At 34.1% G+C, this 14,220-nt stretch carries 14 protein-coding genes and 1 riboswitch; of the genes, 11 read left to right on the top strand and 3 right to left on the bottom strand.

Annotation, left to right across the window (positions count from 1 at the left end; genetic code table 11):
- Positions 1–220 (bottom strand): helix-turn-helix domain-containing protein (locus tag I7822_RS19980; RefSeq protein WP_207980836.1); only part of this gene is annotated, 220 nt, incomplete at its 3' end.
- A 440-nt stretch (positions 221–660) separates the two neighbouring features.
- Between I7822_RS19980 and I7822_RS19975 the strand changes: the two genes are divergently transcribed.
- Complete coding sequence (locus tag I7822_RS19975; protein WP_207980835.1) at positions 661–1,485, top strand: peptidoglycan DD-metalloendopeptidase family protein; 825 nt, start codon at positions 661–663, stop codon at positions 1,483–1,485.
- 304 nt (positions 1,486–1,789) lie between these two features.
- Here I7822_RS19975 and serA read toward each other — a convergent pair whose 3' ends face one another.
- The gene (gene serA / locus I7822_RS19965; RefSeq protein ID WP_207980833.1) at positions 1,790–3,364 is read right to left on the bottom strand and encodes a phosphoglycerate dehydrogenase; all 1,575 of its coding nucleotides are present in this window, start codon (positions 3,362–3,364) and stop codon (positions 1,790–1,792) included.
- A gap of 269 nt (positions 3,365–3,633) precedes the next feature.
- Positions 3,634–3,771, top strand: a riboswitch (FMN riboswitch).
- A 162-nt stretch (positions 3,772–3,933) separates the two neighbouring features.
- Here serA and I7822_RS19960 point away from each other — a divergent pair.
- Positions 3,934–4,524, top strand: coding sequence for an ECF transporter S component (locus tag I7822_RS19960; RefSeq protein ID WP_207980832.1), 591 nt, complete (start codon positions 3,934–3,936; stop codon positions 4,522–4,524).
- Between the two features lie 38 nt (positions 4,525–4,562).
- Here the strand turns inward: I7822_RS19960 and I7822_RS19955 are convergent, their stop codons facing one another.
- Entirely contained in the window at positions 4,563–4,811 is a 249-nt protein-coding gene (locus tag I7822_RS19955) for a ferredoxin (protein WP_066330021.1), read from the bottom strand.
- A 274-nt stretch (positions 4,812–5,085) separates the two neighbouring features.
- Here I7822_RS19955 and I7822_RS19950 point away from each other — a divergent pair, with 274 nt between their 5' ends.
- The 9 genes from I7822_RS19950 to I7822_RS19910 all read left to right on the top strand — a co-directional run bounded on the left by I7822_RS19950 (position 5,086) and on the right by I7822_RS19910 (position 14,146).
- On the top strand, positions 5,086–6,141 hold the full coding sequence (locus I7822_RS19950; RefSeq protein ID WP_207980831.1) for a YpbB family protein: 1,056 nt from the start codon (positions 5,086–5,088) through the stop codon (positions 6,139–6,141).
- Complete coding sequence (locus I7822_RS19945; RefSeq protein ID WP_207980830.1) at positions 6,138–7,637, top strand: RecQ family ATP-dependent DNA helicase; 1,500 nt, start codon at positions 6,138–6,140, stop codon at positions 7,635–7,637. Before I7822_RS19950 ends, I7822_RS19945 begins: the two co-directional genes overlap by 4 nt.
- Positions 7,638–7,640: 3 nt before the next feature.
- On the top strand, positions 7,641–8,240 hold the full coding sequence (locus I7822_RS19940; protein WP_207980829.1) for a CPBP family intramembrane glutamic endopeptidase: 600 nt from the start codon (positions 7,641–7,643) through the stop codon (positions 8,238–8,240).
- Positions 8,233–8,946, top strand: coding sequence for a LysM peptidoglycan-binding domain-containing protein (locus I7822_RS19935; protein ID WP_207980828.1), 714 nt, complete (start codon positions 8,233–8,235; stop codon positions 8,944–8,946). Before I7822_RS19940 ends, I7822_RS19935 begins: the two co-directional genes overlap by 8 nt.
- Before the next feature lie 97 nt (positions 8,947–9,043).
- Positions 9,044–9,511, top strand: coding sequence for a DUF2663 family protein (locus I7822_RS19930; RefSeq protein WP_207980827.1), 468 nt, complete (start codon positions 9,044–9,046; stop codon positions 9,509–9,511).
- A gap of 212 nt (positions 9,512–9,723) precedes the next feature.
- Complete coding sequence (locus I7822_RS19925) at positions 9,724–10,509, top strand: metallophosphoesterase (protein ID WP_243459572.1); 786 nt, start codon at positions 9,724–9,726, stop codon at positions 10,507–10,509.
- A gap of 397 nt (positions 10,510–10,906) precedes the next feature.
- Positions 10,907–11,818, top strand: coding sequence for a MerR family transcriptional regulator (locus I7822_RS19920; RefSeq protein ID WP_207980826.1), 912 nt, complete (start codon positions 10,907–10,909; stop codon positions 11,816–11,818).
- Between the two features lie 126 nt (positions 11,819–11,944).
- Positions 11,945–12,547: a genetic competence negative regulator gene (locus I7822_RS19915; protein ID WP_207980825.1), complete on the top strand. Its 603-nt coding sequence runs from the start codon at positions 11,945–11,947 to the stop codon at positions 12,545–12,547.
- Between the two features lie 327 nt (positions 12,548–12,874).
- Positions 12,875–14,146, top strand: coding sequence for a Glu/Leu/Phe/Val family dehydrogenase (locus tag I7822_RS19910; protein ID WP_207980824.1), 1,272 nt, complete (start codon positions 12,875–12,877; stop codon positions 14,144–14,146).
- Positions 14,147–14,220: the final 74 nt, after the last annotated feature.

Below are 14,220 nucleotides of genomic sequence, written 5' to 3'. Positions count from 1 at the left end.
TATCGTTCATATAACTAATTACGTCCATTTTAAAGCGAATATCATAGTTTGTATACCTTGAAGTTAATCCTTCCGTACCTTGTTCTTTATACTGTGCTACCCAAGTTTTTAAAGCCGTCAAAGTAACACCAAAGAGATTCGCTGTATCTTTAAAAGAGCTAGTACCCTTCATGTAGTGCTCTACTGATGAAATTTTTGTTTCAAGTGAATACTTTGTCATAAAAAAACTACACCTCCAAATGTTAGTTGTGTCTAACATTTGGGGTGCAGTTCATTTAGAGTCTCTTTTTGTTTTGTTTCAACTAGCATTTATTTCCATTTTAAAGCTATAGTAGGGATTATTTACATTAAAATTTCAACTTGTGTATATTCAGGTAATAAATGTAATATACTACAATTGTTCTTTTTCCAGACGAGCATACATACAATGTCCGTGTAGCAAAATGAGACTTGCCATTTGTCGAATGATCAATCTTTAAAGTGGATAGGATATTATCATTTGTAACTTTCACTTCAAGCCTGAGCATACAAAGTGCGTTTTTCGTACATGCTGGTGTAGTATTGTAAATCCTTCGTAAAATCACTTAATAACGATCTTATTTAGGTGATGGATTTAAAACGGATCGTTACGAAAAAGCAAAAAAATGTAGGGGGAAAAAAATGTTAGTTAAAGTAAGACATATTATGGTGATGACAATGATTGGACTTTTTATTGGAATGATCTTTATGGGAAGTAATCCAGTGAAAGCACAATCATACATAGATGAGTTAGATGATAACTGGGTACAGCCTGTTGATGGAAAAATTACGGATACCTTTGGCACGAGAAATGGTAACCATAAAGGAATTGACATTGCTGCTCCTGAAGGGGAAGAAATTGTCTCAGTATCGGATGGGGAAGTAACAAAATCATATTACTCCAATACATATGGACATGTAGTATTTGTTGAACATCCAGAAGGCTACGAAACTGTTTATGCTCATTTAAGTAGGAGAATGGTTGAAGAAGGAGATATGGTTAAAAGAGGTCAAACTCTTGGCATTATCGGCAATACTGGTGTATCTACAGGAACGCATTTACACTTTGAATTGCATGAAGGAGAATGGACTTATGATAAATCACATGCATTAGATCCTTTATTTGTATTCGATTTGTCAAATTCAACTGTTCATGCAGAGCACGATCAAAATACCATTGATCGAGAGTCAATCCAAAAAGTTCAAGATTCGACTGAAGTAAAACAGAAGTTAGTTCAAACAAAGGTTCATTCTACTTCTATTGAGAAAACTGTAAGTGAACAACAAGAAAAAAATCTGCAAAAAATGGTGATAACAGTTAGAGAGGGTGACACCCTTTGGGAATTGTCACAAAACTATAAGGTAACGATTAAATCATTACTGGAATGGAATAAGTTAGACTCTGATGTTATTTACCCAGGACAAGAGCTTAAAGTCTATCTGAACAAAGAAAAAGCTATGTTGTGAAAGCTGGTGACACGCTTTTAGTCAATTGCCAAAGAGTTTAGTATGAATCCTGAAGCAATAAAAAAGGCAAATCGATTAAGCAATGAACTCATTCATCCTCAACAAGATTTATTAATTAGTAAAAACGAATGATGAGTAAAAACTAGACTCTTCTAAATCCTTATAGTCAACCCTTCATTTTTCTTAGCGTTTAGCGTGAAATTCTTGTAATATAGATAACGACACATCGACATCCACATTACAAGAGAATTTAATAAAAAGTGGCTGAACCACTTTATAGTGTTCAGCCACAGAAACTTACTTATTACAAATCAATTGTTTTTACAGAAACAATATCATCATATGATGATAATTGACTAGTTAATGTATCATCTAAAGGTCGGTCAAAAGCTAACATCATGATTGCTTCACCGCCTTTTTCTTTACGACCTACCTGCATAGTAGCGATGTTAACCTCATGATCGCCTAACACTTTACCAACACGTCCAATTACACCTGGTTTATCTTGGTGTTGAATGTACAATAAATATCCTGTTGGATAGAAATCAATATTAAAGTCATTAATACCGACAATTCGTTCTCCATAGTGTGGAACATGGGTACCTCTTAGAACAAAGTTTTGATTGTCGCCAATTACTCTTACTTCTAATAAATTTTCGTAACCTGAGTTATTTGTGGTGATTTTCTCACTAAACGTAATGCCTCTTTCTTTAGCAATCATACCTGCATTAACTTCATTTACAGTTATATCAACCCTAGCGCCTAAAAATCCTGATAATAATGCTTTCGTAATGAATGAAGTTTCAAGTTCAGCCACAGATCCTTCATATTGAATCGCAACTTCTTGTACTGGTACCTTCATACATTGTGAAACAATATTACCCATCTTTTTAGCAAGGTGATAAAAAGGCTGAATTTTATCGAAAAGCTCTTTTGTAAGAGTTGGTAAATTAATAGATGATGTAACTGGTTTACCATCTAAGAAATTTAATACCTCTTGAGTTACTTGAGCTGCAACATTTAATTGAGCTTCTTTTGTTGAAGCACCTAAGTGTGGTGTTACGATAACATTGTCAAATTTAAGAAGCTTATTATTAACTGGAGGTTCTACTTCAAATACGTCCAAGGCAGCTCCAGCAACATGACCGTTTTCCAGATGATGTATCAATCCTGTTTCATCGATGATTCCACCACGTGCACAGTTCAATAAATATACACCTTTTTTTGTTTTTGCAATTGTTTCTTTGTTGAGAATACCTCGTGTCTCTTTTATAAGCGGTGTATGAACTGTGATAATATCAGCATTAGTTAAAAGCTCATCTAATGTACAGTTACTAACACCAATTTTTTCTGCCCGATCTTTCGTAAGGAATGGATCGAAAACGAGAATATTCATTCCAAATACACGAGCACGCTTCGCTATTTCTCCACCAATTCTACCGAACCCGATAATACCTAAAGACTTACCGTATAATTCTGTACCAACAAATGCAGTACGATTCCATTCATTTGATTTAACTGTAACATTCGCTTGAGGGATGTGACGTAATAATGATGCCATCATCGCAAAAGTATGCTCTGCTGTTGAAATTGTATTTCCATTTGGTGCATTTATAACGACAACACCATGCTTTGTTGCAGCCTCAATATCGATGTTATCAACACCAACACCAGCACGACCTACAATTTTAAGATTTGTCATCTTTTTAAACAAATCTTCTGTAACCTTGGTAGCACTTCTAACTAGCAATGCATCAAACAAGTGCAGCTCATCTTCAACCTCTTCAACCGTTTTTTGCACAACATTAATATGTGATGCATCTAATAATGGTTGTAAACCTTCGCTACTCATTGAGTCTGAAACTAGAACATGGATCATATTAAAATCACCCCTACAGTACAGTTTAAATATCAGATAATTTAACATATTAAGGGAATTTTGTCAACGAGTCGTTAAAGCGCTAAAGCGAGAAAGCGTTTTCGATATTACGCTATATTAAAAATGAAATACAAAGTAGTTTATGAATAGTAAGATATTTCTAGGGAAACTTGGCTTATCTCCAAGTCCTAAAGTGGAAAGAAGACATCTTTCTATACAAAAGTCGGTTAAAGTAATATACTACCTAAGAGTTAAAAACTAAATAAATGATCAATCTTCGGGGCAGGGTGTGATTCCCGACCGGCGGTGATGAAAAGTATTTTTCTAAGTCCGCGAGCCTTTATTATTGGGCAGGATCTGGTGTGAATCCAGAACCGACAGTATAGTCTGGATGAGAGAAGATGGAGGTTCAAACGTTTAAAATTTACAGTTTTTAACGTTTATTTAGACTTGTGAAATTGCCCCTGATGTAATTGTTGTTCTTAATAAGACAATGATGATACAGTGGCTTGTTTTATTTAGTCTAAGAACTTTCTCTTTTTCGAGTGCGATCAGAAAAGGAGAGAAAAATGATGCAACAAAGTAAAGTTAAAAAACATGTAACAGTAGGAATGCTAAGCAGTATAGCATACTTACTCATGATGCTTGATTTCCCATTTCCGGGTTTACCAAGCTTTTTACAGATTGATTTTAGTGATGTACCTGCTTTAATTGCTGCGATTGTTTTTGGACCAGCAGCAGGACTAATGGTAGAAGCCATAAAAAATATTCTTCATTATCTAATTCAAGGAAGTGCGACAGGCGTTCCTGTAGGTGAAATATCAAACTTTATTGCTGGTTCATTATTTATTTTACCGTCAGCGTATCTGTTTAGAAGATTTAAAAATCTGAAGGGTCTACTTGTTGGGCTTGCAATCGGTACATTGTTAATGACAGTTATTATGAGCATTTTAAATTATTTTGTCATCATGCCCGCATATACTTTATTTTTAAATATGCCTGCGATGACTTCAGAAGCAACAAGACAGTTAGTTGTTGCGGCAATTTTACCATTCAACCTCATAAAAGGATTGAGTGTCACACTGCTGATAATCGCTTTAATGTCGAAAATGAGAACTTGGTTAACAAACCAATTAGTTATAAATTATAAGCAAGTATAACAAAAACCCTCTGCTACTAAGCAGAGGGTTTTAATTTACTATTCAAATTTTAACGCGTCACCATCGAATTTTTCGTCAGCGATCTTGATTGAATCGGTTGGACAGCCTTCAAAAGCATCCATCATATCCTCTTCAAGTACCTCTGGAACTTCGACAATACCTTGGTTATCGTCTAAGGTAACAAATGCGATACCTTCATCGTCATAATCATAAATGTCTGGTGCTGCAGCTCCACAAGCACCACATGCGATGCAAGTGTCTTTGTCTACGATTGTATATTTTGCCATTTAAAACAAACCTCCTGAAAAAATTAATACCATATCATCATATGGTAGAACTTAAAAGTTGAGTAATTCTTTTTTACTGATGTCAACAGCTAATGATGTTCCTAATTAGTATTGTAAATCTGTTTTTTGGACATTTCAATAAAAAACTCTATTGATAATCCTTTTCATAACTAAAGTAGTCAATAAAATATGCTTAAATTGTAAACGAATGTCCAAAAATTTGTTAAAATAAACAGTGTGGCTCGAATATTGTCAAACATTGTAGGGTGATATAATGAAACATGGTTATTTTCATTTTGTACTGCTAAATTGTGTTAAACATCTTAATGGAGAAAGATCTCTCTCCGCTATATATCATTTGCTTAATGGGAAAAAATCTTCACAAACAATTCAAGATGGCAAACTTTTTAACCTATCACATATGTTCAGTCTTTTTCCTAGGCTTTCACGACAACAGGTGAATGATGCATGTGAACAACTATTGAATGATGGTCTTATAGAATTATTAACCAGTCAACATTATGCATTAACGGAAAAAGGTCATTTCATTTTAGCTGAAAATCAAAAAGTTAAGCCAATTCCATCTGCATTAAATGGTTGGGAATATGGGGATATTGCTAGGGTCTTTTGGAGAAGACTTTCTTTGCTTGTTCAGGTTTTGTCTAATAGTGTGTATGAAAGGCATCATTACCTGCCATTAACAAAAAATCAAGAGGATTTGCAATGGGTTAAAAAATTTTTAAGGGAAAATACAAAATCAGATCTAATAAACTTATTATACGAGGAATTAAAGCATGTTCTACATTTACAATCGGACAAAGAAGCAACAATTTTTATCCAGAGGCTAACATCAAGTCAGAGAGTTGGACTAACATTTGATCAAATAGCGTTAAAGCATAAAGATGACCCAATATATATTTACTTGCAATTTTGGAATATCGTTCATTCGATTATTCAGCATCAACAAGCTATTGGAAATAAACATTTAGTATTAAAGGAGATCATTAAAGATAAGCAACAAAAAAATACACTTACTGCGTCAACTGCAATAACACGCTCCTATTTGTTACAAGGAATCAGTCTATCGGAAATTGCTGCTATTCGTAGGTTAAAGGAGAGCACGATAGAGGACCATATCGTAGAAATCACACTACATGATAATACTTATACGCCAGATCCTTATTTATCGAAAGAGGATTTCAAACGAATTACTACTGCAATTGAGGTCCTTAAAACACATCAATTGAAAAAAGTAAAAGAATATTTAAATCATCAATTCAGCTACTTTCAAATAAGACTTGTCTTTGCAATGAATGGGAGGAACGAATGAATCAACAGTTAGGTAGAGTGTTGAAAACTTACTTTCATCTTGAACATTTTCGAACAGGGCAAAAGGAAATAATTGAAACGGTCTTAAATGGGAAGGATGTTGTGGCAATGCTTCCTACTGGAGGGGGAAAGTCACTATGCTATCAGCTGCCTTCATACCTTTTAAACGGCCCCATTTTAATTGTTTCACCTTTGTTATCATTAATGGAGGATCAAGTTGAGCAAATTAAATTAAGAGGCGAGAAGAGCGTCATTGCATTAAATAGCACGATTCCATTTAATAAAAGGAAAATGTATTTACAATCTATCAACAAATATCGATATATTTATGCTTCTCCAGAAATCCTTCAATATGATTATGTACAATATGCATTAATAAAAGCAAAAATCTCATTGTTTGTAGTAGATGAAGCCCATTGTATCTCACAGTGGGGGCATGATTTCAGGCCGGACTATTCTAAATTAGGGGATATTAGAAAAAAACTGGGTCAGCCTCCTTGCTTAGCTCTGACAGCAACAGGAACAAGAGAGGTACTGGAGGACATTCAAAAAATTCTACAATTTCGTTCAGGAAATAAAGCTTTCATCTATTCAATTGATCGTCCAAATATTGCGTTAACAGTAGAAAAACATACAACAATTGATGAAAAAATAACTCGAATCCTTCATTTAGTTCGTTCATTAAAAGGTCCTGGGGTCATATATTGTTCAAGTAGATTGTGGGCAGAACGACTCGCCCAAATTCTTATTGAATCTGGTGCAAACGGAATTGGTTATTATCATGGTGGAATGGATCAAGAGCAGCGAATTCTCATTCAGCAGCAATTTTTATATGATCAACTAAAAGTTGTATGCTGTACAAATGCATTTGGAATGGGAATTAATAAGCAAAATATCCGGTATGTTATCCATTTTCATTTCCCCTCTCAATTGGAATCTTATATGCAGGAGATTGGAAGAGCTGGTCGAGATAGATTCCCGAGCCTTGCTGTTACGATGTTAACAGATGCTGATTATGAAGTACCTAAATCATTGGTAGAATCTGAATTTCCATCTTATGATAAACTTTACCGAACCATTTATTTTTTGCAGGAAAATAGAAATGAATCAGTTCCTTTCGAAAAAATTAATGAACAATTTGGATTAACAGAAATTCAATGGCGTTATATAGAAAATCACTTAATGGGATTGAATGATCTTAAACTCAAGCCAGATAGTCTTATTTCACACATTTGGTCTGAGATTGAGAACAGGATTAAGATTAAACAAGAAAAATTACGTAAGATGACAAATTGGCTTTCAACTGAGGGGTGTAGAAGGAAAAAGTTATTAGCTTATTTCGATGAGGAATATACAAATCCAGGTACCAGGAATTGCTGTGACAGCTGTGGAGTTGACTATACGATCTATGAGAGTAATGAAGAGAGTATAGAACAAGTTTTAGAAGTGGATTGGGAAGAAGAATTGAAGACGATTTTTCGTAAGGCGAGTGATTAATTTTTGTTGAAGAAGCAAAATGAACTAATTAAACAACTAACAGATAAACAAATTGTTCAAAATTTATACTTTACACAATTTTTACTACTTTGTATTGCTATTGCTTTAGGGTTCTTTTTATTTGATCAGATTGAGGAATTTTTTGATTTGTGGATAATCAGAGATTATTTATTTGTCATATATGGCATTGGTTTAGCATTAATTGTTATCATTGTAGATTTTATAATAATGAAAGTAGCGCCATCTCGTTTAACTGATGATGGTGGGATTAATGAAAAAATCTTCGAAAAAAGGTCTATTCCACATATAATTGTTTTGACTGCGTTAATAGCGATTTCTGAGGAAATCTTATTTCGTGGTGTGTTACAAACCCATTTTGGAATAGGGGTTGCTAGTCTAATATTTGCTATCTTGCATTTTCGCTATCTGTCAAAATGGCTTTTATTTACAATGGTCGTTTTAATTAGTTTTCTGTTAGGTATTGTGTATGAAATGACTGAAACTTTATATACAACTATTATTGCTCATTTTTTAATTGATTTAGTGTTTGCAATTCAAATTAGGTTGCAATTTTTAAAAGGGGTGAAAAAAGCAAATGAGTGAATTTGATAAACGCCCTGACCAAGCGGAAAATTTGCGCGAAAAAATGATTGATGATTATAAAGAAATACATGGAGATTATCCACCACGTGGTGAAGTTCATAAAGATAAGCAAAAAAAGAAAAATCCAAAAATGAAATATCCATTAATAAGTATTCTAACCGTGTTTTTCATTTTGGTACTAATCGCGTTACCAATTTATTTATACTTCGGTAGCAGTGGAGATCAGTCTGTTACTAGCAAAAATTCCTCAGGGAACGAAACTGTTTATATTTCTAAAGCTGAAGAAACAGACGAAGAGCAGGATCCTGTGGAAATAGAAGTGGACAGTGCTTCATCTGAAGAAGTAGAAGATAAGCCTGTAGAAGAAATTGAAACAAATAATAATGATAGTGGAACAACTAGCACTACCGAGACCGAGACCGAGACCGAGACCGATTCAACTGAAAAGGATTCCGAAAATCAGAAAAAACAAGATAATACAGATAGCTCGACGGAAAAACCTACAAATGATACAGATACCGTACAATCTAGCGAAACCGATTATACTGAAGTGAAAACACATAAAGTTGCTGCTGGTGAGACTCTTTTTAAAATAGCGATTAAATATTATAAGAGTCGATCAGGAGAAGAAATTATCCGTCAATATAATGGGATAGAGGCAAATAATATTTATGAGGGTCAAATTTTGAAGATACCTATAAAATAGCTATTCCACATTAGGTTTTTTATAATGGAACCTATTCATATATATGTGGACGACTTCATACAATGTAGTAACAATAAGAACCGTTGTATGAGAGGAAGTGGTTATTATAGAAACGAGGATTCAACTGCTGAATGGTCATACTGACGAACCAACAAAGAAAATGCTTCATCATCTAGTTGAGCGCAAAAAAAAGTTTGAAACATATAAAAATAAATGCTTTCAAGCACAATTCATCACCTTTATCTTATTAATGGGATTTATTGTCTACTTGTATGCATTTATAATCAAACCTACTGGTGGTCAACTGGAGGTGATATTTCATACATTGTTTGATGGTACGTATCACATATTGGTTGTATTACTAATCGTGGGTGGGTATGCAACAGCACAGTATTATAAAAAGAAAGAAGAAAAAGCTGAAACGGAATATCATAATTTAAGATGTGAAGTAATAAGAAAAAGCACAGAATTATGGCCACAACCTATACAATGGCAAAAGCGCCATGAAGTATTTTCAATGATGAAGAATGAATTTGATATAAATTTGTTTCATGAAAGTAAATGAAATGGCATCAATGCACCTAAAAAAGTTTTTAAAAAATAAACCTTCATAAATAGACAGATTTTACGAACTCATAAGCCTACCCCTTCTTTTCATAAAGTAGAATAGAAGGGTTTTTTCGTTCACTGTTATTTTATGTTATAATCCATCTTTACAATCATTCAATGATTAATATTTTTCTTCTTTATTGTATATAGAATGCTGAGGTGTTATCCTTGCTAATTAAAATAATTTTTGCTTTTTGTTTCATCCTTTTTACATTTGTTATAATCATGCTTTTTAAAGCGAAGGAAAATCGTTTAACAAAACATACGCTTTTATTTGATGATTTCCCAAAAAGTTTTGACACATTCAGGATATTTTTTATTTCTGATATTCATAGAAGAACCATTTCTGAAAAATTGTTACATATGGTTCCGAATTCAATTAATCTTGTTGTGATTGGTGGAGACTTAACTGAAGCAGGTGTACCTTTTGAGAAGGTAGAGCAAAATATAAATGAATTAAAAAAGATTGCGCCAGTTTATTTTGTATTTGGCAATAACGATTATGAAGTAGGAAAAGACAAGCTTGAATATCTTCTGACAAAACATGGTGTTACCATCCTAAATAATTCATCTGCCACCATAACTTCAAAGACTGGTGAAAAATTGATCTTGTTGGGTGTAGAGGATATGAGTGAGGACAGAGATAGGCTTGATTTAACCTTGGCAAATTTACCTGAAGGTGACTTTAGACTATTAATAAGTCATAACCCAGATATTTATTACAAGGTAATGAAAACAGACAACATATCATTAATCCTAAGTGGGCATACACATGGTGGTCAGATCCGTTTATTTGGTTTAGGATTATATGAAAAGGGAAAACTTCACGATCTAAAAAAGGCTTTACTTTTAATTAGTAATGGATATGGAACATCAGGAATTCCGCTTAGACTTGGTGCTCCTGCTGAAGCACATTTTATCCAATTAAAGCATACTAGTTTACATAATGAATAAGACAAATAATGATAGGCTCTTTTCTAAAAGGCTGCTGCTTTTAAAACAATGCTCTTTTCTAAAAGATTTTTGCTTTTAAAACAAAAACTAATTCAGGTTGATTGAAACGGATTGCGAGACTCCTGCTGGAGCAGCGGGACAGGTGAGTCTCATGCAGGCGTTTACGCCGAGGAGGCTCACCGCCCGCCCCGCGGAAAGCGAGCAACACTCGCTGCAATCAACCACACCGCATTACTTGGTAAATAACAACAAAGTTTGGCGAGTCAGCCTAATGATATGATAGGATGGACCATGCTTACATAAAGCATGGTCTATTCAATAGCTTGGCGTAATTTTACAGGTTGTTAAGGATTCGATATAATTTTATACAGGGTTTTTACTTTTTGGGGGATTTCCTATGTCTAAGCAAGAAGGCAAGTATAATATAAAAGCTGTTACTACTCTTCTCGGTATCCAAGCGGGTACACTTAGAGCATGGGAACGGCGTTATAAAATGATTGCACCTAAAAGAAACGAATCAGGTCATCGTTTATATACAGAAGAACACATCAATACGTTAAAATGGTTAATTGATAAAGTGAATAAAGGGTTTACGATAAGTCAGGCAGTCAATTTGTTAGCGAATAGTCAAGCACCAATTCATCACAATAATGAGATTGGGAACGGAGTAAAGGAAGTAGATTTGTCAGTTGAACTCATGGACGAGCTCCTTCAATCGCTTCTGAATTTCGATGAAAACCAAGCTAATGAACGTTTAAATAAAGCTTTTAGTCTATATACTGTTGATAAAGTGGTTATTGATATGCTTGGGGAATTACTCGTGAAAATTGACGATCAAATGGAAGACGGCAACATAACCACTCCTCAAAAACACTTTGCTTTTTCGTTTTTACGGTCCCGAATCGGGATGATTTTACATACACTACCAGGAATTGGATTATTACCAAAGGTAATTGCTGTATGTGGTCCAGATGAATCATATGAGCTAGAATTGCTAACCTTTACTGTGTTTTTGCGGATTATGGGATTTGAAGTAATATACATAGGAGCGAGTATTGTAGATGATGATTTTGAAATTGTCCTAGAAAAAGTCAAACCAAAGTTTCTGTTTTTATCATGTGATTCAGATAACAATGTAAAGAAAACCTTGGATCTTGTTGAAACTTTATCTTCAAAATATAAGCAATTACAAATTGGTTTACACGGAAAAGCTTTTAGTAAAACAATGAATGCTCAGTATGATAAATATCTGTTAGGTCAATGTAAACAACAATGGGAAAAATGGTTGAAGGAAAAATTAGGGCATTAAAATCAAGATTATTTACTTGTCTTAATTATGTACAGAGTGTAAACTGTTAAAAAATATTAGAACCATCTCATATAAAAATCATATTATGATTGTATATAGAGCGTTCTGACGGCAGGAGGGTATGGGATGCGGCTAGAGCGACTGAACTATGATAAGATAAAAATTTTCTTAACAACAGATGATTTGAAAGACAGAGGACTTACGAAAGAAGATCTCTGGAAAGACTCGTTAAAAGTTCATCAATTATTTAGGGATATGATGAATGAAGCAAGCGTGGAATTGGGCTTTGAGGCGCATGGACCTATTGCTGTCGAAGTGTATTCACTTCATGCTCAAGGGATGGTTGTTATTGTCACAAATAGTCAAGAAAACGACGAGATTGATGATGATTTTTCTGATGATTATATAGAAATGCAAGTTAAATTAGATGAAAGTTTTGACGTTATCTATGAATATGAATCATTTGAAGATATCATTCAACTTTCAAGTTGTCTATATCAAAAAAATGTTTTTGAAGGTATGGTCATATTTTTTCAAGAACGCTATTACTTACTCTTAAGTGACGATCAGCAAATTGAACTTGATGACTTAGTCTCGATATTAGCTGAATACGGAAGTCCTTCGACCTTAACTGTCCATAGATTAAAAGAATACGGTAAAACCATTATGGAAGATAATGCGATCCAACAAATCTATTATCATTTTTGGAATAAGAACAAAAATGAGTAGACCTCTTTGAGGGTGGGGTAGATAAAGACTTCTTGGTGAATTATTTTAAACTATTAAAAAACGACATATCACAAAATATGTCGTTTTTTTGGTTTTTAATGTAGGATGAAAAACATTTAATAAATTACTGAAATTCTCGTTATAATAAACAAAATGGTCAAAATCTACAACCGTAAATCTAGTTAATCTTGAAATCGTTTACGCAATGAAATGAAAATCTTATAATTATGATTTTTCTTCTTTGCATAAACATTTTTAAAGTGTATACTAATGTCTGAAAGGTGGACATTCTTTCATTTACTGATAAGATTTAGGAGGTTAGCTTAAATGGTAGCCGAGAAAAACACCGGTGCTAAAAATGATAAACTTGATGTGTTGAAATCCACACAAACGGTGATACATAATGCCCTTGAAAAACTAGGGTATCCTGAAGAAGTTTACGAATTATTAAAAGAACCAATTAGATTGATGACAGTAAAAATTCCAGTTCGCATGGATGATGGTTCAGTCAAAATCTTTACTGGCTATCGTGCACAACATAATGATGCAGTCGGTCCAACAAAAGGTGGAATTAGATTTCATCCTAATGTAACAGAAAAAGAAGTAAAAGCTCTTTCCATATGGATGAGTTTGAAATGTGGCATTGTTGATCTACCTTATGGTGGCGGTAAGGGTGGAATTGTTTGTGATCCAAGAGATATGTCGTTTAGAGAATTAGAGAGATTAAGTCGTGGCTATGTTCGTGCGATTAGTCAGATTGTTGGTCCAACTAAAGATATTCCTGCTCCTGATGTTTTTACTAATTCTCAAATTATGGCTTGGATGATGGATGAATATAGCCGAATTGATGAATTTAACTCTCCTGGATTTATAACAGGAAAACCTTTAGTCTTAGGTGGTTCACATGGACGTGAATCTGCAACGGCAAAAGGAGTTACAATCTGTATTCGTGAAGCAGCAAAGAAGAAGGGCATAAAGCTTGAGGGTGCGAGAGTTGTTGTACAAGGCTTTGGTAATGCTGGAAGTTATCTTTCGAAATTCATGCATGATGCTGGAGCGAAAATAGTTGGGATTTCTGATGCTTATGGTGGACTACATGATCCTAATGGTTTAGATATTGATTATTTACTTGATCGTCGTGATAGCTTTGGTACAGTAACAAAGCTGTTTAATGATACAATTACAAATAAAGAATTACTTGAACTTGATTGTGATATTCTAGTACCAGCTGCAATCGAGAATCAGATAACTGAAGAAAATGCAGGGAATATTAGAGCAAGCATTGTTGTTGAGGCTGCAAATGGGCCAACGACATTGGAAGGGACTAGAATCCTTTCTGAACGTGGTATTCTTCTAGTTCCTGACGTTTTAGCAAGTGCTGGAGGCGTAACAGTTTCTTATTTTGAGTGGGTTCAAAATAACCAAGGCTACTATTGGACTGAAGATGAAGTGGAAGAAAAGCTTGAAACTGTAATGGTGAAATCGTTTAATAATATTTATGATACAAGTCAAAATCGAAGAGTTGACATGCGCTTAGCTGCCTATATGGTAGGTGTGCGAAAAATGGCAGAGGCTTCAAGATTCAGAGGCTGGATCTAAGGTCTTCTATTTGCAACAGATTGAAAAATCTCCTATCATGTTTGATAGGAGATTTTTTTATCGTCTAGGAAATA

The organism is Metabacillus bambusae (genome assembly GCF_017497975.1).
In the GTDB taxonomy this organism is placed as follows: domain Bacteria; phylum Bacillota; class Bacilli; order Bacillales; family Bacillaceae; genus Metabacillus; species Metabacillus bambusae.
Note: the sequence above shows the minus strand (reverse complement) of the source record. Positions and strands in the feature narration are given on the sequence as shown.